Annotated in this window: 15 protein-coding genes; 8 read left to right on the top strand and 7 right to left on the bottom strand. The window is 72.2% G+C overall.

Annotated features, from left to right (window positions below; all coding sequences use genetic code 11):
- Positions 1–626: 626 nt before the first annotated feature.
- Positions 627–3,554, top strand: coding sequence for a protein kinase domain-containing protein (locus tag WME79_RS28635; protein WP_437521141.1), 2,928 nt, complete (start codon positions 627–629; stop codon positions 3,552–3,554).
- On the opposite strand, the gene WME79_RS28630 is transcribed toward WME79_RS28635, so the two are convergent.
- The 4 genes from WME79_RS28630 to WME79_RS28615 all read right to left on the bottom strand — a co-directional run bounded on the left by WME79_RS28630 (position 3,551) and on the right by WME79_RS28615 (position 6,147).
- Complete coding sequence (locus WME79_RS28630; RefSeq protein WP_437521138.1) at positions 3,551–4,135, bottom strand: IS630 family transposase; 585 nt, start codon at positions 4,133–4,135, stop codon at positions 3,551–3,553. The two genes, WME79_RS28635 and WME79_RS28630, sit on opposite strands and share 4 nt — an antisense overlap.
- Positions 4,132–4,518 carry a helix-turn-helix domain-containing protein gene (locus tag WME79_RS28625; RefSeq protein WP_437521135.1) on the bottom strand — a complete coding sequence of 129 codons (387 nt, stop codon included), beginning with the start codon at positions 4,516–4,518 and terminating at the stop codon, positions 4,132–4,134. The genes WME79_RS28630 and WME79_RS28625 overlap by 4 nt, the downstream gene beginning before the upstream one ends.
- Positions 4,519–4,890: 372 nt before the next feature.
- Entirely contained in the window at positions 4,891–5,682 is a 792-nt protein-coding gene (locus WME79_RS28620) for an OmpA family protein (protein WP_012237759.1), read from the bottom strand.
- A gap of 138 nt (positions 5,683–5,820) precedes the next feature.
- Positions 5,821–6,147, bottom strand: coding sequence for a hypothetical protein (locus WME79_RS28615; RefSeq protein ID WP_437521131.1), 327 nt, complete (start codon positions 6,145–6,147; stop codon positions 5,821–5,823).
- Between the two features lie 337 nt (positions 6,148–6,484).
- On the opposite strand from WME79_RS28615, the gene WME79_RS28610 reads away from it, so the two are divergent.
- From WME79_RS28610 to alaS, 3 genes are all read left to right on the top strand, one after another.
- Positions 6,485–8,680 (top strand): TIGR04551 family protein, encoded by a 2,196-nt coding sequence (locus WME79_RS28610; protein WP_437521129.1) that lies wholly within the window; start codon positions 6,485–6,487, stop codon positions 8,678–8,680.
- A gap of 303 nt (positions 8,681–8,983) precedes the next feature.
- Complete coding sequence (locus WME79_RS28605; RefSeq protein WP_437521127.1) at positions 8,984–9,823, top strand: HEAT repeat domain-containing protein; 840 nt, start codon at positions 8,984–8,986, stop codon at positions 9,821–9,823.
- Between the two features lie 180 nt (positions 9,824–10,003).
- The gene (gene alaS / locus WME79_RS28600) at positions 10,004–12,757 is read left to right on the top strand and encodes an alanine--tRNA ligase (RefSeq protein ID WP_437521124.1); all 2,754 of its coding nucleotides are present in this window, start codon (positions 10,004–10,006) and stop codon (positions 12,755–12,757) included.
- Between the two features lie 33 nt (positions 12,758–12,790).
- On the opposite strand, the gene WME79_RS28595 is transcribed toward alaS, so the two are convergent.
- Positions 12,791–13,183: a hypothetical protein gene (locus tag WME79_RS28595; protein ID WP_272094039.1), complete on the bottom strand. Its 393-nt coding sequence runs from the start codon at positions 13,181–13,183 to the stop codon at positions 12,791–12,793.
- Positions 13,184–14,044: 861 nt separating this feature from the next.
- Here WME79_RS28595 and WME79_RS28590 point away from each other — a divergent pair.
- The 3 genes from WME79_RS28590 (at position 14,045) to WME79_RS28580 (ending at position 18,680) form a co-directional block, all read left to right on the top strand.
- Positions 14,045–15,955 (top strand): HTH domain-containing protein, encoded by a 1,911-nt coding sequence (locus tag WME79_RS28590; protein ID WP_437521121.1) that lies wholly within the window; start codon positions 14,045–14,047, stop codon positions 15,953–15,955.
- Positions 15,956–16,152: 197 nt separating this feature from the next.
- Positions 16,153–17,040 carry a LolA family protein gene (locus tag WME79_RS28585; RefSeq protein WP_437521118.1) on the top strand — a complete coding sequence of 296 codons (888 nt, stop codon included), beginning with the start codon at positions 16,153–16,155 and terminating at the stop codon, positions 17,038–17,040.
- Positions 17,041–17,201: 161 nt separating this feature from the next.
- Entirely contained in the window at positions 17,202–18,680 is a 1,479-nt protein-coding gene (locus WME79_RS28580) for a protein kinase domain-containing protein (RefSeq protein WP_437521116.1), read from the top strand.
- Between the two features lie 26 nt (positions 18,681–18,706).
- Here WME79_RS28580 and WME79_RS28575 read toward each other — a convergent pair whose 3' ends face one another.
- Both WME79_RS28575 and WME79_RS28570 read right to left on the bottom strand, forming a co-directional pair.
- On the bottom strand, positions 18,707–19,513 hold the full coding sequence (locus WME79_RS28575) for a glycerophosphodiester phosphodiesterase (protein ID WP_437521114.1): 807 nt from the start codon (positions 19,511–19,513) through the stop codon (positions 18,707–18,709).
- Entirely contained in the window at positions 19,510–20,514 is a 1,005-nt protein-coding gene (locus tag WME79_RS28570; RefSeq protein ID WP_437521111.1) for a hypothetical protein, read from the bottom strand. The genes WME79_RS28575 and WME79_RS28570 overlap by 4 nt, the downstream gene beginning before the upstream one ends.
- A 79-nt stretch (positions 20,515–20,593) precedes the next feature.
- Here WME79_RS28570 and WME79_RS28565 point away from each other — a divergent pair, with 79 nt between their 5' ends.
- Entirely contained in the window at positions 20,594–21,358 is a 765-nt protein-coding gene (locus tag WME79_RS28565) for a hypothetical protein (protein ID WP_437521109.1), read from the top strand.
- The last annotated feature ends 25 nt before the right edge of the window (positions 21,359–21,383 follow it).

The following is a 21,383-nucleotide window of genomic DNA, read 5'->3' as shown; positions in this document are numbered from 1 at the left end:
GCTCGGGTAGAGACAGCCAGATGCGATCCGGTGCGGGGCATCTGGTCACCGACATAGGGTTGAAGGCCGGACGGAAGCAAGAGCCCTCGGCCGCTGACGTCGAAACGTAACTGCTGCGTAAACACCGTCTCGCGCGGCGGTCACCGCATCGGCAGACTCGCTCCGTGTCCACGCTCGAGCACCACGGTGCGGAGTCGAGGCTGGGTTTCATGGAGATCGGCAGACGGAAACGGAAACCCCCTGAGTGAGCCATGTGCTCGAAGCCAGCGCTGTGATGTCCGCTGCGTTCGCCCGGCGGCGGCGACCGTCGATGAGACAGGGGGCACAGCGGATTCGTCATGGACTGCGCGTTCCTGCCCGACGGGCGCGGCGTGGTGAGCGGCGGCGCGGCTCTGCGCGGTGGACGAGGAGCTCGGGGCCCGGGCACCAGAACGCGCTGCTCGCGAATGTCCCCGGACGCCCGGGCATCAGAACGCGTCGTGGTCGCTCGGCGATCCAGGCGCCCAAGGTAGACCGCACGCTGGGTTTAAAGTGGTGTAAATTCTATTTTTTCTTCCGGCGGGGCACCGTGATCCTGCGGGTGAGGGCCGTGGCCAGTGGCCCGTGTGAACGACATCGCTGACCCAATGCGCGCTTTGGACGTGGTCGAGGATCGGTTCGAGATCGAGCGGCTCGCCGGATCCGGCGGGATGGGGGACGTCTATCGCGCGCGGGACCGGCGGTCGGGGGAGGCGGTGGCGCTCAAGGTGCTGCAGAGCGCGAGCGTGCGCGACCTGCGCCGGTTCGCGCGGGAGGCGGAGGCGCTGCTGATGCTCCGGCTACCCGGGGTCGTGCAGTACGTGGCGCACGGGACGACGGGAGCAGGACAGCCGTACCTGGCGATGGAGTGGCTCGAGGGCGTCACGCTGGAGCAGCGGCTCGCCGACGGACCGCTCTCCGTCGCCGAGAGCGTGACCCTGGTGGCGCAGGTGGCGACGACGCTGGGCGCGGTCCACCGGCATGGCATCGTCCACCGTGACCTGAAGCCTGGCAACCTGATGCTGGTGGGCGGCGCGGTCGAGCGAGCCACGCTGCTCGACTTCGGCATCGCGCGCGATATCCAGCTCACGCGGAGCCTGACGGCGCCCGGAGCGATCCTCGGAACGCCCGGGTACATGGCCCCGGAGCAGGCGAGCGGCGAGGCGCCTGTCGATGCCCGTGCGGATGTGTTCGCGCTCGGGTGCATCCTGTTCGCGTGCCTCGCGGGGCGCCGGCCATTCCTGGGCAACAACGTGCTGTCGCTCCTCGTGAAGGTCGTGCTGGAAGAGCCGCCGCGGCTCGGGGAGCTGCGCGGCGACATCCCCGCGCCGCTCGATCGCCTCGTGGCCCGGATGCTGTCGAAGTCGGCGGAGCGCCGGCCGCGCGACGGTGCCGCCGTCGCAGCGGAGCTCGTCGCCTTCGTCGGCGAGGGCCTCGCCGCGGTAGGGGGCGCGGTCGCGGCGCCGCGCGCGCCCGGCGAGGAGATCACGACGTCGGAGCGGCGGGTCATGTGCGTCATCCTGGCCGCCAACGGCAGCGATGAGGCCGGCGCCACGCTGTCGGAGGCCGACGGCGTCGCGCGGGCCCAGGCGCTGCGGGACATCGCGGCGTGCCACGGCGGGAGCCTCGATCTGCTGCAATCGCGCTGGCTGCTCGTCGCGCTGTCGGGCGCCGAGTCGCCGACGGACCTCGCGGTGCGAGCGGCCCATTGCGCGTTCGCGCTCCGGACGGTGCTTGGCGGCGCGCCCATGGCGGTCGCGACAGGGCTGGCGGAGATCGAGGGGAGGCTGCCAGTCGGCGAGCTCGTCGATCGCGTGGCCCAGCTCATCGCCGGGCGCGACGGCCCGCCGTCCGGGGGTATCCGGCTCGACAGCGCGACGGCCAGCCTGCTCGCGAGCCGCTTCGAGACCGTCTCGGGTCTGGATGGGTGCTGGCTGCTCGGCCGGAAGGAGGAGCCGGACACGGTGCCGAGGCTCCTTGGGAAGCCGACGCCGTGCGTGGGGCGCGAGCGAGAGCTCTCGCAGCTCGCGGCCGAGTGGCGTCATTGCGTGGACGAGCCTTCGGCGAGCGCCGTGGTCGTCGTGGGGGCCGCGGGCGTGGGCAAGTCGCGCCTCGCCTGGGAGTTCCTCCGCACCGTGAAGGAGCAGCGCGAGGGCGCCGAGATCTGGATCGGCAGGGCCGATCCGATGGCCGCCGGCTCGGCCTTCGGCCTGCTCGCGCAGGCGCTGCGCCGTGCCATGGGCATTCTTGATGGCGAGGCGCTGGAGGTGCGGCGGAGCAAGGTGCTGGCCCGGGTCGAGCGGCTCGACGGGCTCGGGAGCAAGGGGCCGCACGTCGCGGCGTTCCTCGGCGAGCTGGTGGGGGCGCCCTTCCCTGACGAAGGCGATGTGCCGCTGAAGGCGGCGCGGCAGAGCCCGGTGCTGATGGGGGACCGCATCCGCCAGGCGTTCGAGGACTTTGTTCGGGCCGAGTGCCAGCGGCAGCCGGTGCTGCTGGTGCTGGAGGATCTGCACTGGGGCGACCTGCCGACGGTGAGGCTGATCGACGCGGCGCTCCAGCACGCGAGGGACCTGCCGCTGCTGGTGCTGGCGCTCGCGCGTCCCGAGGTGGACGAGCTGTTTCCCGAGCTCTGGGGCCGGCGGATCGGGCTGCGGCTACGGCTGCGCCTGGCGCCGCTGCCCCGGCGCGCGAGCGAGCGGCTGGTGCGAGAGGTGCTCGGCGAAAGCGTGAGCGCGGTGCAGGTGGACGAGCTGCTTGCGCGCGCCGAGGGCAACGCGTTCGTGCTGGAGGAGCAGATCCGCGCGGTGGCCGAGGGCCGGAGCGAGGGCATCCCGGAGACGGTGCTCGCGATGGTGCAGGCGCGGCTGGAGGCGCTGGGCGTGGAGGAGCGGCGGGTGCTGCGTGCGGCGAGCGTGTTCGGCGAGACATCGTGGGAGGGCGCAGTCGCGGCCCTGGTGGGCGGCGCGCCGGTGGCGCAGCCGCTCGCCGAGCTGACGCGGCAGGAGCTCCTGGTGCGGCGGCGCGAGGCGCGGATCGCGGGCGAAGTGGAGTACGAGTTCCGGCACGCGCTGGTGCGGGAGGCCGCCTACGGCATGCTGACCGAGCGCGACCGCCGCGTCGGGCACGGCCTTGCGGGCGACTGGCTGGCGCGGGCCGGCGGGGCGGACGCGATGGTGCTGGCGGAGCACTTCGAGATCGGCGGGGCTCCAGCGCGTGCGGCGGAGGCGTACCTGCGTGCGGCGGAGGAGGCGCTGCGCGGCGGAGAGCTCGGCGTGGCGATCATGCGGGCTGACCGGGGCATCGGCTGCGGCGCGGCCGGGGACACCGCCGGCAGGCTGCGCTGGGTCCAGGCGGAGGCCCAGGTGTGGCGCGGCGATCTCGCGCTCTCCGTGGAGCGGGGGAGCGAGGCGCTGGCCCTGGTCGAGCGCGGCTCGGCCGCATGGTTCTCGGCCATCATCCGGGACGGTACGCCGGAGGCGCCGCGCTGCTCGACGCTGCGCAGCGCGCCATCGCGGGCATGGAAGCGCCCCATCTAGAGCGGGGAGCAGGTCCGAGGGATACAGTACCCGCAGTGGTTGAACCAGCCGCGAGCGTCCACCGGAGTGATCGCGCCGATCGCATGTCCCATCGACTTGTAGACGGCTGAGGGCGATCGAGGCGCATCCGCTCGGATCGACTCTTTGATCTTGGAACCACAATTCTCGACCGGAGAAAAGTCCGGGGAGTAGGGCGGCAGGTACATCAGCTTCGCGCCAGCACCTTCGATCGCTTCGCGAACGCCCCGCGTGCGGTGCGACCCGAGGTTGTCTGCGATGACGACTTGGCCTGGCCTCAGCGCCGGGACGAGCTGTCCCTCGACGTACGCGCGGAAGGCTACGCCGTCCGTCGTGCCTTCGAACGCGAAGGGAGCGACGGCACCATCGAGGGCCAGCCCGATCGTGAGCGTGATCGTGGGGTCGGTGTTGATCGGCACCGCACCGTGGGCACGGACTCCCCGTGGCGCCCATGCGTACCTCCGTGTCATACCCAGATTGGTCCCAAATTCGTCAATAAAAACCAGCTCTTGTGGATCGAGTCGAGCGAGCTTCTTCGCGAAGGCCTTGCGAGCCGCTGTCACACCTTCCGTGTCGCGCTCGGCTGCGTGGAGCGCTTTTTTTTCCGGGTGATGTTCAGCCGCCGCAACGCCCGGCCGACGGTATGGCGGCTGGCTACGATGTGATCACGGCGCGCGAGCTGGTCAGCCAAATCGTCCAGGGTCGCGTCGGAGGACGTCGCCACGAGCGACCTCAGGTCATCCAGGGCTTGCCCGTCGATCCTCGGTCGCGGCCCGTTGGCGCGAGGACGCGGCGCAACGCTGCCGGTCGTCCGGTAGAGCGTGAGATAGGACTGCACGGTTTTCGGTGCGACTTCGAACTGCTCGGCCAGGTCGCGTACCGATCCTGCCCCATTCTCGTACGCCTTGACGATGCGCTCTCGAAGGTCGAGTCCGCAGGGTCGCATCCTTGCTGCCCTCCCGCCATGGGGATGCAAGCAGCGTGCACCTCGGACCTGCTCCCCGCTCTAGAGCGGCGGTCACCCGCTTCGGATACGGGCCCACCTCGACGTTTTCGGTGCTCAGCGCACCGGAGTGCGCTTGCGCGCCGAAAACGTCGATCTGGGCCCGTCTCCTGTGCGGGTGACCGCCGCTCTGCTCGGCATGGTGCAGAGGTGGGCGGAAACCGCTGTAGAGGGGGTCGCGCACCTTGCGCGGGGCGGGTGAGGCGTACGCGAAAGGCGAACGTACGCCGCGGAACGCCGGACGATGCGGGTGAGCCCGTCGCGCACGACGAGGCACCCCGCTGTCGGCGTCCCGGGTCCGTCGCTTGTCGGCGCTTACTTCGTGGCGAGCTTCGTCAGGTCGAGCATTTCGTCGACGTCCGGCAGCACGATCAGGTCGCACCGGCGGTTCTTCTGCTTGCCGGCCGGCGTGTTGTTGCTCGCGATCGGGTCCGTGTCCGCGAACCCTGCCGCGCTCCAGTGCCTCGTCGGCAGCTGGCCCTCCTTGCCGATCAGGAACAGCAGCACGGCGCGGGCGCGCATCAGCGACAGCCCCCAGTTGTCCTGGAACGGGCCGCTCTTGTACGGCTGGCTGTCGGTGTGCCCGGCGACCTGGTAGTCGCGGTCCACGAGCGATTTGTCGCCCCGGATGACGTCCGAGATCTTCTTCAGGATCTGCTGGCCGTCCTTGCTGAGCGTGTCCTTGCCCGAGTCGAACAGGACGTCGCCGGGCAGCGAGATGACCATCCGGTTCCTGCGGACCTGGACCTCCAGGCCGAGCTTGACGAGCTCCTCGAGCTTCTTCCGGAGCAGGTCGAACCGCGCCTGGATCGCCTCGAGCTGCTTCGCGCGCGCCTTGTACTCGGCCAGCGCCTTCTCGCGGTCCTCCAGCGTCGAGCTCATCTTCGAGATGTCGGCGCCCTGGTCCGCGAGCTTCTTCTCGAGCTCCTCGACGCGCTGCTTCGCGTCGGCGAGCTCCTTCTCGAGCTCGGCCTCCCTCTTCTGGCTCCGGTTCTGGAGCTGGTTGTACTTGTCGAGCTGCGACTTCCACTCCTGCTCGGAGTGGCCGCAGCCCGCGGCGAGCAGCGACGACAGCGCGAGGGGTAGTGCAATGAGTGTCCGGTTCATGAGCGCTTTCTCCATGGCTCCGTCGGCGGGAGCGGGATGCTGCGGGCGAGAGCGTCGCTCAGCTCGGGCGAGAGATCCAGAGGGGAGGACGGCGAGATCCGCCCGTCGGCGCGGCCGTGCGCTGCAGGTGAGGAGGGATCAGGGCATCGGCGGCGCGGGCGAGAGCGGCCGCGGCGCGGCCGGCGACGCCGCTGGCGGGGCCTGGGCGGCCGGGGACGCCGGCGGCGGCGCTGCCGCCGGCGATGGCGCGGGACCCGCGGGCGTTGCAGGCGCATGTTGCGGCTTCTTCAGCGAGTGCACGATGATGAACTCGACGCGCCGGTTCTTCTGGCGCGCCAGGGCGCGCTTGTTGTCGTCGATCGGCCTGTCCGGCCCGTCGCCCCTCGCTGCCAGCTGCTTCGCGTCGATGCCCTTGCTTGAGGTTGCCCACCCCGACCGAGGTTGAGGTGGCCGAGGTGGCCTCATCACCCCGACCGCCCTGACCGAGGTTGAGGCGGCCCCGACCGAGGTTGAGGCGGCCCCGACCGAGGTTGAGGCGGCCCCGACCGAGGTTGAGGCGGCCCCGACCGAGGTTGAGGCGGCACCGTCCCCGCCCTGCCAGCCGACCGAGGTTGAGGTGGCCCCTGCTCCGATGCGTCCCGGGTGTGTATCCGTGACCGGGTTCCAGGGCCCGGGGCCGAGCGGTGCCTTGACCACACAGGCCGGGCGTGAGACATCGGCCCCCGGCCTCCGGGCCACCGAGAGCTCGGATCTTCAACCTCTTCCTGCGCGCGGGGCGAAACGCGCGAACGAAACCAAGCAGATGCCCATCTCGTCGCGGTCTCCGGGTACGTCGTGCCGCCCTGGCACCCCTCGCCGTCGCCTCCGGTCGGGCCTCGCGCTCGCGCTCGTGCTGGGCGCGTCTTCCGCGTCCGCCCAGCCGGTACGCCGGCCGGCCCAGCCGCCGGCGGCCCCAGCGCAGCCGCCCGCCGGGCAGGCCGGCGCCCCCGCTGCGCAGCCCGCCGCGCCGGCCCAGCCCGGCGCAGCGCCCGCCGCTCCGGCCCAACCCGCCGCGACGCCCGCGCAGCCCGGCGCGGCGCCGGCCGGCGCCGAGACGCCCGAACCCCCGGCGGCGCGCGAGCCGCTCCTGCCGCCGGCCGACACGGCCGCTTCCTCCGCCCCGCAGCCGGCCACGCCCGCGGCCTCGGAAGGGCCCGCAGCCGCTGCGGCGGCCGAGCAGCCCGAGCGGCAGGCGATCCAGGCGGAGATCGGCGCCCGGCCCAGCGAGGTCTATGCCGAGGACTGGTGGTCCCACGCGCGACCGACGTTCGAGTTCCACGGCTACTACCGGCTCCGTTGGGAGCTCTTCAACAGCTTCGCCCTCGGCCGCAACGACCTGCGCAATGAGGCGCTCTGGCCGCAGCCGGCCGACAACTCCTACCAGCGGAGCGTGCTCTCGCTCTGCAACCCGAGCGAGACCACGAGCGGCGGCACCCGCTCGTTCGAGTCGTGCAAGAACGACACCCAGGCCGGCGCGAACATGCGGTTCCGGCTCAATCCCGAGCTGCACATCAGCGACAACCTGCGCATCCTCACCCAGGTCGATCTCCTCGACAACGTGGTGCTCGGCTCGACCCCGGACGGCTACGCGAACCAGCCGGCGGCGGGCGGCGGCTACCAGGTCGCCCGCCGGGGCGGCTACTCGCCGCTCGGGGCCTTCTCCAGCACCCAGTGGGCGCCCAGCGCCGGCATCAACTCGACGAAGGACTCGATCTCCGTCAAGCGGATCTGGGGAGAGTACATGACCCCCGTCGGTCTCCTCCGCTTCGGCCGCATGCCGAACCACTGGGGCCTCGGTATGGTGGCGAACAGCGGTGACGGGTACGATTCCGACTACCAGTCGACCGTCGACCGGCTGATGTTCGTCACGGGCATCAAGAAATACGACATCTACTTCGCCGGTGCGTGGGACTGGGCCAACGAGGGCGCGACGAGCGCATCGATCCAGGACCTCGAGGGCCAGCCGTACGACCTCGCCCAGTCCGATGACGTCGATCAGTACGTGTTCGTCGCCGTCCGCCGCAAGAATCCCGAGCTCCAGAAGCTCGAGCTCGCCCGCGGCAACATGGTCATGAACGGCGGCGTCTACTTCGCTTACCGGCAGCAGACGCTGGCGAACGACCTCACAGCCGGCGACACCAACGACGACTTGTCCGCGTCGCTCGGCCAGAGCGCCGACAACGTCGCGGCGGGGTACGTGCATCGGGGGGCGGAGATGATCATCCCCGACGTGTGGTTCCAGCTCCTTTACAAGAAGTTCCGCTTCGAGCTCGAGGCGGCGATGATCTACGGATCCCTCGATCTGCGCGGGCAGAACGAGAGCGATTATACGAACGTCCTCTCGCCGAAGGACACCGGCTGGGGCGTCCGGCAGTTCGGGCTCGCCACGCAGGCCGAGCTCACCGAGATGGAGGGCCGGCTGCGCGTCCATTTCGGCTTCGGGTACGCGACCGGCGACGACGACGCGCCCGGCCTCGAGCCGCAGGGGACGACGCTCGGGGCCATGGATCCCCAGAACTCGACCGATCGCACCTACTCGACATTCCGCTTCCACCCCGATTACCGGGTCGACCAGATCCTCTTCAGGAACATCCTCTCTCGGGTCCAGGGCGCGTATTATTTCCGCCCTGGCGTCGACTGGGACTTCGCCCGCGACAAGAACGGCCAGCGCGCCGGCGTCGGCGCCGCGGCCATCTGGAGCCGCGCCTCCGAGTTCCTCCAGGCACCCGGCAACTCCCGGGATCTCGGCATCGAGCTGAACGGGCAGCTGTACTTCCAGTCCAAGGACGGGACGCTCAACGACGACCCCGACAAGATGGGCGGCTTCTACACGGCGGTGCAGTACGGCGTGCTGTTTCCTCTCGGCGGGCTCGGCCAGCTCAGGGGTGAAGACGCGGTCCATAAGATCGACCTCGAGACCGCACAGACGGTGCGCTGGTATCTCGGTATCCTCTTCTGAGCCGAACCCGCCCGACGCTCAGCCAGCCTCGCGCGCCGCCGCGTGTCTGGAAATGAGCGCTCGGGGCGGCGAAGCGGTGCGAAACCGTGCGCGACGGCGCGCAACAGCGCGCAACAGCGCGAAACGGCGACGTCGTCGCTCTCGTCATGAGTCCTGCATGAGCCATCCGGGGCCAAACAGCCCTTGATCTCGCGACCGTCCTGGCCAAGGATAGGATTGTCTGGACGCCAAGCGCGTCGCGATACTTCCGTGGTTCACCGAGGAGAATGGGTGGCGTGAGCCGCCGTTCTCCGGAGGGACGTGATGGTTCGTCGTCTCTTTATTGCGATGTTCTTGGCGGCGTCGATGGTGCTCGGGTCGACCGCCCTGTCCGTCGCCGAGGACGGAGACACGTCCGCGTTCCGCGACATCGCGGTCGGCAAGGACTATCGGCTCCGTGTCGCGGCGGCGCTGTCGCTCAGCAGGTCGAAGAGCCCCGGCGCCCGCCCTGCCCTCGAGAAGGCGCTCAGGGATCCGCACCCGGCGGTGCGCGCGTCGGCCGCGGCGGCGCTCGGCGCGCTGGGTAACCCCGCGGCGGTCCCGGCGCTCAGGGCGGCGCTCAACCTCGAGCCTGCCCCCAACCTGAAGCGCCCGATCGAGGCCGCCATCGAGAAGCTGTCGCGCTCGTCGTCCAAGGCGCGCTTCCTGGTCAGCCTGGGCAAGTTCGAGAACCGCTCCAGCGTGAAGGACGCGAAGCTCGGACTGCAGCTGAAGCAGCAGACGCGCAACCGCGTGGCGCAGTTCGCCGACATCGAAATCGTGGCCGACGGCATGGACGTGGCGGCGGAAGGCAAGACCCGCAAGCTGCCGGCCTTCACGCTGGACGGCTCGGTCACGCACCTGAGCAAGCGCCATGGGACGGAGGGGGTCGGCTTCGCCGCCAAGGTCGAGTACGTGATCCGCGAGATGCCGAGCCAGACGCTGAAGGGCTCGATGACCGGCTCGGCCCAGGCGCTCGCCGAGGCGAAGCGCGCCCAGGGCCTGAGGGAGCTCGCCCAGCTGCAGAGCGACGCCGTCGCGGGCGCGATCGAGAGCGCGCTCCAGAGGGCACCGCTCGCCCTCGAGGCCGCCTCCGGCACCAGCGTCGTCGCCTCCGGCCGCTGACCCCGCGCTCCGGTCTCGCCGGCGTGAGCCGGCGCGCCCAGCGGGCCCGGCGCGAGCCGGCTCGCACACCGGCCCGGCGCAAACCGGCCCGACGCGCGCGTCTTCCGCGGCCGGGCGTCGCGGGCGCGCGTCGAGCAGGCGGAAGCCGCTCTCCGGTCGTGCTAGACCGCGCGTCCTCCTATGTCCATCGCAACGCCTGCCAGCTCCGACCTGCTCCGCCGCACATTCCTCGAGTTCTTCGCCCAGCGCGGGCACGAGATCGTCCCGAGCGCGCCGCTCGTGCCTCAGAACGATCCGACGCTGATGTTCGTGAACGCGGGCATGGTGCAGTTCAAGGACGTCTTCACGGGCAAGGACAGGCGCCCGTACCAGCGCGCTGCCTCGAGCCAGAAGTGCATCCGGATCAGCGGCAAGCACAACGATCTCGAGAACGTCGGCGTCACCGCGCGCCACCAGACGTTCTTCGAGATGCTCGGCAACTTCAGCTTTGGCGATTACTTCAAGGAAGACGCGATCGCCTTCGCCTGGGAGCTCCTGACGAAGGTCTACGATATCTCGCCGTCGCGGCTCGTGGTCACCATCTACAACGGTGAGGGGGGCTTCCCGGCCGACGACGAGGCCGCGGCGATCTGGCGCAAGGTCACGGGCTTCGGCGACGACCGCATCCTCCGGCTCGGCCTGGCCGACAACTTCTGGACGATGGGTGACGTCGGCCCGTGCGGCCCCTGCTCGGAGATCCACTTCTTCCACGGGAAGGAGCCCGACGTCGCGCGCTTCGGCGAGGAGCCGCGCATCGACGGCACGGGCTGGACCGAGATCTGGAACAACGTGTTCATGCAGTACGAGCGCGCCGAGAAGGACGGCCCGGTCGTGCCGCTGCCGGCGCCGAGCATCGACACCGGCATGGGCCTGGAGCGGCTCGCGAGCGTGCTCCAGGGCGTGACGTCGAACTACGACACGGACCTGCTCCGCGGGCTCGTCGACAAGGCCGCCGAGCTCAGCGGCAAGCCGTACACGGGAGGCGGCGCTGACGACGACGTGTCGATGCGGGTCATCGCGGATCACGCGCGGACGGCCGCGTTCCTGATCGCCGAGGGCGTGATGCCCGAGAAGCAGCGGCGCGAGTACGTGCTCCGCCGGGTGATGCGCCGCGCGATCCGCCACGGACACCGGCTCGGGATCGATCGGCCCTTCCTGCACGAGATCGCGCTCGAGGTGGTCCGCCGGATGGGTGAGACGTACCCGGAGCTCCGCGATCGGCGAGAGCTCATCGCCCGCGTCACCGAGGACGAGGAGGTCCGCTTCCGCGCCACGCTGAAGCGCGGGATGAAGATCCTCGACGAGCGCTTCGACGAGATGCGCTCGTCCGGCGAGCGGACGCTCCCGGCCGCCGCCGCGGCCGATCTCTACACCACCTATGGCTTCCCGCTCGATCTGACCCAGGTCATCTCCGCCGAGTCGAACTTCGGCGTCGACGTCCAGGGGGCCGAGGCGATCATCAAGGGCGCTGGCGAGGCGGACGGCCCGATCGATCCGACCGCCGCGGTGGACCCCGCGCACCGCGAGGCCCGCGCCAAGCTCGCGCAGCCGGTGGTGTTCAGGGGCTACGAGCACGAGGAAGGTGACAGCGAGATCGTCGCGATCGTCCGGGTCGAGGTCCAGGGCGAAGGCGACCGGGCGCGCAAGGTCCGGGCGCTGGTCGAGCGCGCGGAGGCGGGGGCGACGGTCGAGATCGTCGTGCGCGAGACGCCGTTCTACGCCGAGTCGGGCGGTCAGGTCGGCGACGTCGGCGAGGTGACGGCGGACGGGGCGCGCGTCGAGGTGAAGGACACGCAGAAGCCGCTCGCCGGGCTGGTCGTGCACGAGGGCGTGGTCCGCGAGGGGGCGCTCGCCGTGGGGCAGCGCGTCCACCTGGCGGTGGACCACGCGGCGCGCTCGGCGACGCGGCGCAACCACTCGGCCACGCACGTCCTGCACTGGGCGCTGCGCAAGGTGCTCGGCGAGCACGCGCAGCAGAAGGGCTCGCGGGTCGGCCCGGACGTCCTCCGCTTCGACTTCACGCACAACCGGCCCCTCACCCGCGAGGAGATCTCGCGGATCGAGGATCTGGTGAACGAGAAGGTCCTGACGAACGCGAAGGTGACGACCGAGATCCTGCCGATGGACGAGGCGCGGCGGCGGGGCGCGATGGCGATCTTCGAGGAGAAGTACGGCGACACGGTGCGGATGCTCACGATGACGCCCGAGGTGGTGGAGCTCTGCGGCGGCACACACGCGTGCGCGCTGGGGGACATCGGGCTGTTCAAGATCACGAGCGAAGGCGGCGTGGCCGCGGGCGTGCGGCGGCTCCTTGCGTCGACGGGGCTGAACGCGCTCGCGTACACGCGGGGCGTCGAGGCCGAGCTCGCCCGGGCGCGCCAGGTCGCGAAGGCGCAGGGCGGCGATCTCGCAGAGAAGATCGGGAAGATCGTGGCGCACGAGCGGGAGCTCGAGAAGAAGGTCACGGATCTCGAGCGGCGGATCCTGGAGGGGGCGGGCCCCGCACAGGGCGGCGGTGGCGGCGGCATCGACGCGATGCTGGACGGCGCCCGGGAGATCGGCGGGATCAAGGTGCTCGCGCGCCGGGTGCCGGACGGCACCAACCCGGGCGCGCTGCGCGATCTCGCGGAGAAGCTGCGCGACAAGCTCGGCGATCGCTCGGCGGTGCTGCTCGGCGCGGCCGTGGGCGACAAGGCGCAGCTCGCCGTGATGCTCTCGAAGTCGGCCACCGAGCGGCTCAAGGCCGGCGAGCTCATCAAGCCGATCGCCCGCATCGTGGGCGGCTCCGGCGGCGGCCGCCCGGACATGGCGCAGGCCGGCGGGACCGACGTGGCGCAGCTCGACGCGGCGATCGCGGCTCTCTACACCGAGGTCGAGCGAACGCTCGCGTCGTAGCGCGCGCTGCCTGCGCCCTTCCGGGACAGTCGTTCAGGCGTCACGCCACTTGGTGCGGGCGAGCGGGAGCAGCTTCGGGGCCTTCCCGCCCCGCGCGGGGCGCGCTGGCAGCCGCGCTGGTTCGCCCGGCGCGGCCGCCCGGGGCCGCGCGCCGCGGGCGTGAGCGCCGATGGTCGCGCGCACGATCGGCGGCAGGAACACGGACTCCAGGTCGACGCGCGCGAGCGCGCCCGCCACCGTCGCGATGCGATCCGGCAGCGACGCGTTGGCGTCGACCAGGATGATCCGCCGGCCGAGCACCGTGCAGAGCCCGCCCCGCGGATTGCGCGCGTCCGACAGGTGCGGATCGAACGCTTCCATCCTGACGGCGATGCCGACCTTGTCCGCCGCCAGGGTGAGCTCGTCGAGCAACCGCGAAAGCTCCACCCACAGAGCGTAACCCTCCTGTCCGGCAGATGGCAAAGCGCAAAAGCGCTGTTCCCCGCGCCGCGCCGCGCAACCGCTGGCCGGGCGAGCCGCGGCCGTGACGACCGCGTGACGACCGCGGCGCGCCGTCCGGGAGCGCCCTTCCGCGCCCGGTTACACGCGGTTACGGGCGATTGCGCATGATTACGCGTGATTACACGTGGTTACGCGTGGTTACGGATGATTGCGCGTGGTTACGCACGGTGATGCCCGGTCCGTCCGGCGCGCTCCGGCCAATCGCGTCTTCCATCCTCGTATAGCGCTCCTCGGCCGCGCGGTGGTGGTGCGGTCGTGCGGCGATGCCGTGAGTTGAGGGAGAGCCTTCGACTCCTGGACTCCCGGACATATCGACGCACTCACCACCTCAACAGACCAGCGCATCAACGCATCTTCCCCCTTCGTCTTCTCCCGTGCTTCGGACTGGCCGACATCCGCTCACGAGCCACATCGATGCTCGTGCAGGGGCCCGCGCGCCGTTGGCTGCGCGCCGCGCGTTCATCCAGGCTGCTGTTGTCGGCCGCCGTGCGCTCGCCTCGGCGCGGCGCGCGGTCGATCCGGGCCTCGCGCCGCACGCCCCCCGGTTCCGTGCCCTAGAGGTCGGTCAGCGGCTTCTCTTGAGCCGGATCGCGCGTTCCGTTGACCGCCGTTTCCGAGCATGCTACGAGCAGGCCGTTCCGCGCGTCGTGGCCGAGTGGGAGCGAATGTGCGTTTCCCGGCTGCGGTGGGGTATCCCGCGCGCTTCGTCAGCCACTTTGGACGGGGCGGCCGCGATGGGGACGACGAGGGCGCCCGCCGGGCGGCGCGCCCGAAGGGCGAACAAAGATGACGTTCACGGATGCAGCCGCCGAGGTGCTTCGCCTCATCGGTAGACCGCTTCACTATAAAGAGATCACCGATATCGCGATCGAGAAGAACCTCCTTAGCCACGTTGGAAAGAGCCCAGAGGTGACGATGGGCGCCCGCCTGGCGGCGACGTTGAAGAAGGACACGGCGGACAACCCCCTGGTGCGGGTGAAGCCGGGCGTGTTCGCGCTGCGCGAGTGGGACGAGAAGACCATCAAGTCTGGGCTCGACGGCAAGAAGGCGAAGCGCGGCGGAAAGCCCGAGGCGGCCAAGGCGCGCAAGGACGAGGAGCAGGCGACCCTCTTCGATGCGAGCGCCGACGAGGACGCGGTGGAGGAGAGCGAGCTTGGCGCTCCCGCGGAGCTCGAGGCGGAGAGCGGAGCGGTCGAGGTCGGAGCCGCAGACGAGGCGGCGCAGGCCGCGCCTGCGATCGACGATGAGGACGAGGACGACGAGGAGGTCGTGGCCGGCGCGACGAGCGCGGCGGGGCTGAACGGCGTGGAGATCGCGGCAGCGCGCGAGCCCGTGCCGCCGCCGACGCCGTCGTCCCCGCGCGCCGCGAGCACCTACGTCGAAGAGGAAGAGGGCGAGCTCGACGACGCGGAGCCGCCGGGCCCGGACGAGGCGATGCGGGCCGAGGCCGTGGCCGGCGCCGCGGAGCTCTTCGACGAAGAGGACGACGACGATCAGCCGATCCTCGGCGGCGAGGACCGCGCGACGCCCGGCTCGTCGGGCGAGCAGGGCGAGGGCCGTCGTCGCCGCCGCCGGCGCCGCCGCGGCCGCGGGACCGCGGAGGCCAACCCGAGCACCGGTGGGCTGCCTTCCTATGTCGCGACGCCTGTGTTCGAGGCGCGGCGCGAGAACGGCCGCGAGCCGCCGCGCTCCGACCGGACCGAGCGCTTCGATCGTCCCGAGCGTGGCGAGCGCACCGACCGGGTCGAGCGCACCGACCGGGTCGAGCGCACCGACCGGGCTGAGCGCACCGACCGGGCTGAGCGCACCGACCGAGCGGACCGTCCCGACAGCTTCGGCGCCGAGCCGGTCTACCGCGGTCCGCAGGTGATCGAGCTCACGGGCGGCGAAGGGCACGCGCTCGACGACCTGGCCGGCCGTGATCTCGCCGATGCGGTCGCCGGCATCCTGTCGACCTTCGATCGGAACGCGGGCGCGGTCTCGCTCCGGCAGATCGCGGAGACGGCGCAGCGCCGCGGCCGCCTCGCCGGCGACGTGCAGCTCGTGCAGTCCCAGGTCGCGGCCGCCGTGCGCGCCGACAACGCGCGCCGCACCGCCGCGGGGCAGCGGCCTCGCTTCCGCTTCGCCGGCGGCAGGATCGCGCTGACGGACTGGCTGCTGCCGGGCGATCTGGCGCGGCTGGAGCAGGAGGCGCTCGCCGCGGTGGAGCGCTACCGCGACGCCGCGCGGCGCGCCTTCGTGCGCAAGCTCTCCGAGCTCCCGGGCCATGCCTTCGTCGAGATCTGCGTCCTCGCCCTCGAGCGCATCGGCATCGGCCAGCTGCGCGCGGTGCGCCGCGCCGGGGCGCCGGGCGGCGAGAGCCACTTCTCCGGCGCGCTCCGCACGGCGGGTGATGAGATCAAGATCGCGCTGGTCATCCGGCGGGACGGCCGCGAGGTCGGCCGCGAGCGGGTCACCGAGCTGCGCGGCTCGCTCCACCACTACGGCCCCGCGACCGCTGGCTGGATCCTGACCGCCGGTCAGATGCTCTCCGGTGCGCGCGAAGAGGCCGCGATCGTGGGGACCGCGCCCATCTCCCTCTTTGACGGGCTCGCGGTGGCTCGCCTCTGCGAGGACAACGACGTCGCCGTCCTCCGCGCCCGCCTCCCGGTCGCGATCCCCGACGTCGATCTGCTCGAGGCGCTCCGGGCGTCCTGATCCCGCTCGCGCGCGTCCGGCCGGGGGCTCGCTCCGGGCCGGACGCGCGGCTCTCCGCGCCGCCGTCTCCTGGCCCTAGGCCCTCCCTCGACAGCCCTCCTCCACGGCCACGCTCCTCACGCCGCTCCGGCGGTGGATGGGCTCGGCGCCGCTTCCGCGGTTGACGGGCTCGGCGATCCTTGCCAGCGTCCGCGCCCATGCGCCATCGCGCGATCGCCTGGGCCGCGCCCCTCGCCGTGCTCGTGACCGGCTGTGCCTCCGTGGATCCGCCCGCGTCCCGGTTCCCGACCGCCGACGCGGCGCTCGACCGGATGAAGGCCTCCTATGCCTGCGTGAACGGCGTCCAGGGCACCGCCAAGGTCGACCATTTCTCGCGCCAGGGGCGGCTCCGCGGGGACATGTACATCCTCGCCGTCAATCCGGATCGGGTGCGCTTCGACGTGGTGAGCCCGTTCGGCGCGACGCTCTTCACGCTCACGTCGAATGGCACCCAGTTCCAGATGCTCGATGTCGGGGAGAAGCAGCTCCTGCACGGGCCCGCGAGCGCGTGCAACCTGGCGCGGCTCACCCAGGTGCCCATCCCCGGGCACGCCCTTGTCTCGCTGCTCCGCGGCGAGGCGCCGGTGCTCGCTCACGAGCCGCACGGCGCCTCGATCACCTGGGACGGCGACGGGTTCTACCGTGTGCTGATCCAGGGCTCCCGCGACGCGGTGGAGGAGATCCACCTCGAGCCACACCCCCGCGACTTTCTCGCGCCGTGGAGCCAGCAGCGCATGCGCGTCCGCGAGGTCCGCGTCGCGCAGCGCGGGACAGACCTCTATCACGTGGAGCTGAGCCATCACGAGGCCATCCGCACCGCGCCGCCGCGCGTCGATCCGGAGGGGATCGACGATCCGATCCCGCCGAGCGGCGGCGCCTGCCTGGCCGAGATCCCCCGATCGATCCGCATGCGGGTGCCCAACACCGCGGACGACGTGATCTTTCAGTACAAAGAGGCGAAGTGGAATCCGCCCCTCATCTCCGGGGCGTTCACGCAGCCGGTCCCGGGCGGCGTCGTCCGCCGTCATGTCGACTGCCAGGACTAAGGTGCTCTGAGCAGGCGCGCTCAGGCGGCTCCTGAAAGGGCAAAGGCCATCTCGGGTGGCCCCGGCTGGCGTACGGCAGCGCTCGCCTGATGGCGTGGACGCCGCTCGCTCGAACGTCTAGACAGACGCAATCCACCTCGCCGTGGCGGGAGGAGTCGGCGATGGACGTCGAGCCGGGAACGATCGTCGGCGATAAATACCGCCTGGAGGGGCCGCTCTCGCGGGGCGGGATGGGCTCGGTGTGGCTGGCCCGGCACCTCCAGCTGGGGGCGCCGGCGGCGATCAAGTTCATGGATCCGGAGCACGCGGCCTCGCCGGAGTTCCGCGCGCGCTTCTACCGCGAGGCGCGGACCGCGGCGAACCTCGATAGCCCGCACGTGGTGAGCGTGCAGGACTACGGGATCTGGGGGACCGTCCCGTACCTCGTCATGGAGCTGCTGCGGGGCGAGGATCTCAGCCGTCGCCTGAGGCGGGTCCGCCGCATCTCCCTCACCGAGGCGGCGCGCATCGCGATCCAGACCGGCAAGGCGCTGCGCCGCGCGCACGAGTCCGGGCTCGTCCACCGCGATCTCAAGCCCGGCAACCTGTTCCTCTCGCGCGTCGACGAGGACGAGGAGATCGTCAAGGTCCTCGACTTCGGCATCGCCAAGCAGCTCACCGGCAAGCTCCTCACCGACGAGACCACGAGGACCGGCGAGCTCCTGGGCTCGCCGTTCTACATGAGCCCGGAGCAGGCGCGCGGCGACAGGAACCTCGACGCGCGGAGCGATCTGTGGTCGCTCGGGGTGATCCTCTTCCGCGCGGTCACGGGCAAGCTCCCGTTCGAGGGCGACGTGCTCGGCGCGGTCCTGTCGCGCATCCTCGTCGAGCCGATCCCGCTCGCGACGCACCTCGCGCCCGACGTGCCGGCCGATCTCGACGGCTTCTTCCTGCGCGCGCTCTCGCGCGACAGGGCCCAGCGGTTCCAGTCGGCGCAGGAGATGGTGCACGCCTTCGTCGTCGCGGCGGGCGATCCGGGCATCCCGCTGCCCGTGCCCTCGGCGCCGGCGCCCGTGACATCGAGGCCCCCGCCTGTGACGTCGCGCACGGGGACGCTGCTCGGGCTGTCGCCGGGAGGCACCGGCGAGTTCGAGGGCTCAGGGGAGCTCGCCCTGCTCTCCCGATCCGGGGACGAGGGCCCGCGCCCGCGGCAGGACACGCTCGCCTCGCTGGCCGAGCCGTCCCAGCCCGGCACGCTGACGGCGGCAGCGGCCGGCGAGGTCCGCGCCGACCGCAGGCCTCACGCGAGCGCGACGCTGCGCTGGCTCGTGGCGTGCGGCGCGCTGGCCGCGATCAGCGGGACGGTCGCGGTCACGGCGCTACGGCCCGTCGGCGAGGAGGACGCTGCCCCCGTGGCCGCGCCGATCGAGCCCGAGAGCGTGAGCTCGGCTGCGCCGGCGCTGGAGGTGGTCCGCGCCGCGACCCCCGTGGTGGCACGCCTGCCCTTGCCCGAGGACGTGCCCGCCGCGGACGCCGCGCTGCCCGCGGCCACGGCGGAGCCGACGGCGTCCGCCGAGCGAAAGGCCCCGCCGGCTTCGTCTGCCCCGCGCCGGAGCCCGCGCCGCTCGCGCGAGATTATCGACCCCTGGAAGCGACGGTAGCCCCAGGTCGCGCCGGGCGACGCTGGCTACTCGAGCGCGTCGCGGATGCGGCGTGGCGCGTCGGTGATGAGCCCGTCGACGCCGAGCGCCGCGAGGTCCTGCGCTTCCCGCGGGTCGTTCACGGTCCACACGTTGATCACGCGGCCCTGCCGCTTCAGGAGCGCGATGCGCTCGGGGGACGCGATCGTCCGCTCGATGTGCGCGGCGAGCGCCCCGAGCGCCGGCGCGAGGCGCACGGCCGCGTCGTGGTAGCGGCTCCGGTGCACGAGGAGCGCGCGCGGGACGGCCGGCACCATGGCGCCGAAGGAGGCGATCATGACCGGATCGAACGACGAGACGAGCAAGGCGTGGCGGGGATCCCAGGCGCGCACGAGGCGCGCTGTCGCGAGCACGACGGCGGTGCGATCGGGTACGTCCCGCTTCATCTCGATGTTGACGGCGAGCCGAAGGCCGCGCGCGAACGCGAGCACCTCGGACAGGAGCGGCACCCGGTCGCCGCGGAGGTCGACCCGCCGGAGCTCGTCCCAGGGGAGCGCCGCGGCGGCGCGCGGGTCCGCGCCCTCGGTCACCCGCGCGAGGTCCGGGTCGTGCAGCGCCACGAGCTCGCCCGAGCCGCACACCCGCACGTCGAGCTCGATCCCGTCGGCCCCCTGCGCCGCGGCTTCCTCGAAGGCGGCGAGGGTGTTCTCCGCGGGGGCGCCCTCGCCGCGCACGCCCCGGTGCCCGAAGAGGAGCGGCGCGCGCGTGGCCGCCGCCCCGGCCTGCGCGCGTGATGACGCTGCCCGCCCCGGCTCGCGCGCGCTCCTGCGGAAGCGCTGCTCGGCCCAGGTCACCGCGCGGGCTCCCCGTCGAGCTCCTCGGCGACGGCGCGGGCCGCCTCGCGCGCGCGCTCCAGCGCGGAGAGCGGGAAGGACGCCGCGCCGACCGCAGGGTGCCCGCCCCCCTCGTAGCGGCGGCAGATGGGGGCGATGTCGCGATCGCGGGGGACGCCGCACCAGGGGTTGTAGCCGACCGAGAGCTTGTAGTGCTGCTTCTGCCGGGAGAGCGTGACCGAGTACACGCAGTCCGGGTACATCGCGTACGTCATGAACTTGCCGACCGCCTCGAGCGGTGCGTCGGAGAGGTCGACAAGCACCACGCGGCCGAGCTTCCGCGCGCCGCGCTCGATGCGCGTGACGAACGTCTGCCGCGAGACGGAGAGGGGACGCCAGAGCTCCTGGATGTCGGTCTCGCGCGCCACCTCGCTCACGGGACGCTCGACGAGGCGGGGCACCACGGAGGCGAGGAACGGCCCGTCCCCGTGGTGCTCCACCACGGAGGCGAGCTGCATGATCGGCTCCTCCCGGCTCACGGCGGCTTCGGCCGAGGGGAAGCGCGCGGTGTCGATGAGGTCGGCCCACCGGATGAGCTCATCGGCGCCGGGCATCTCGACGCCAAAGTGATCGCGGGCGACGTCCGCGATGAGCTTCGTGCACGAGCCGTACGCGGCGTCGTAGAAGACCTGGGGCGTGTCGCCCGCGACCTTCGCGCGCGACGCGCCGGCGAGCGCCGCGTCGCGCTCCTCGTCCGATCCGAACCCGGTGACGTGGTGGTCGAAGTACCAGGTCAGCTTCTTCGTCGGCGTGTAGCGGAAGTCGAGGATCGCGTTCTCGTCGCCGTCGAGCCACGAAGGCGGGATCATCGTCATGCCCGGGCCGTACCCGCAGGAGCGGTACCGCAGCGCGAGCGGCTCGCCGGGGCGGAGCGCCTGCATCAGGCGGGTGAACAGCGCCGCGCTCGCCATGCCGTCGAAGCAGTGACCGTGCGTCGCGACGACGATGTCCCTGGGTTTCATCGGGCGAGGGGGTAGCACGACCCACGGCCGGCCGCTCGCAGACCGAGCGCGGCGTGGCGGTTCTGGTAGGCTCCGCGCGGTGCGGCGCGCTCTCGCTCTCGTCGAACTGCATCCGTTCGGGCCGGCGCGCCGCCTGCTCGCTACGTCGCTCGCGCTTGCGGTGGCGGCTTGCGGCGGAGGCGGCGCCGAGGTCCTGCACCCTAGCCCGCCGCCTCCGCCGGCCTCCGCGCCCGCGCCCGACATGCCGCGGAACCCGCCGCCTCCGCGCGATGCGCCCGAGCCGGACCCGGAGGCGTCGCGCCTGTTCCTGAGCCGCGCGGCGCAGCAGCGGCCCGCGGCGAGCGCGCCGGTGCCGCGCGTGACGGCGCTCGCGCTCGCCAACACCGCGCGCGGGGAGGCGACGGGCATGGCGCCCCTCGGCGACGTCGTGTCGCTCGCGATCGCGGAAGGGGAGAGCGCCGCGATCCCCGTGCGCGTCCCGCGCGGTGTTGACGAGTGCGCGGTGTTCATCGCGCAGGGCGGGCTCGGCGTGATCGAGGTCGACCTCTTCGTCACGAAGGGCGCGCCGCCCGCGCTCGAGATCGTCGACCAGGACGCGGATCGCGGCCCCGTCGCGGTGATCGGCGGGCGCGGAGCGTGCCTCTCCGCGCCCGCCGCCGCGCCGCTCGCCGTGGAGCTCCACGCGCAGGTGCGGCGCGGCGCGGGCGTCGTGCTCGTCCAGGGCTTCCGGGGCGCGCGCCCCGCCGCGCCGCCCGGCGCCGCGCCGCCCGGCGCGACCCCGCCAGACACGGCGCCGCCGAGCGCCGCGCCGCCCGGCGCCCCGCATCGCGTGCCGCCCCGGTAGCGCGGCGACCGCGCCGGGAGCGGGC

Source organism: Sorangium sp. So ce726 (assembly GCF_051521405.1).
Taxonomy (GTDB): domain Bacteria; phylum Myxococcota_A; class Polyangia; order Polyangiales; family Polyangiaceae; genus Sorangium.
The sequence above is the reverse complement of the archived record's forward strand: the minus strand, read 5'-3'. Positions and strand labels throughout refer to the sequence as shown.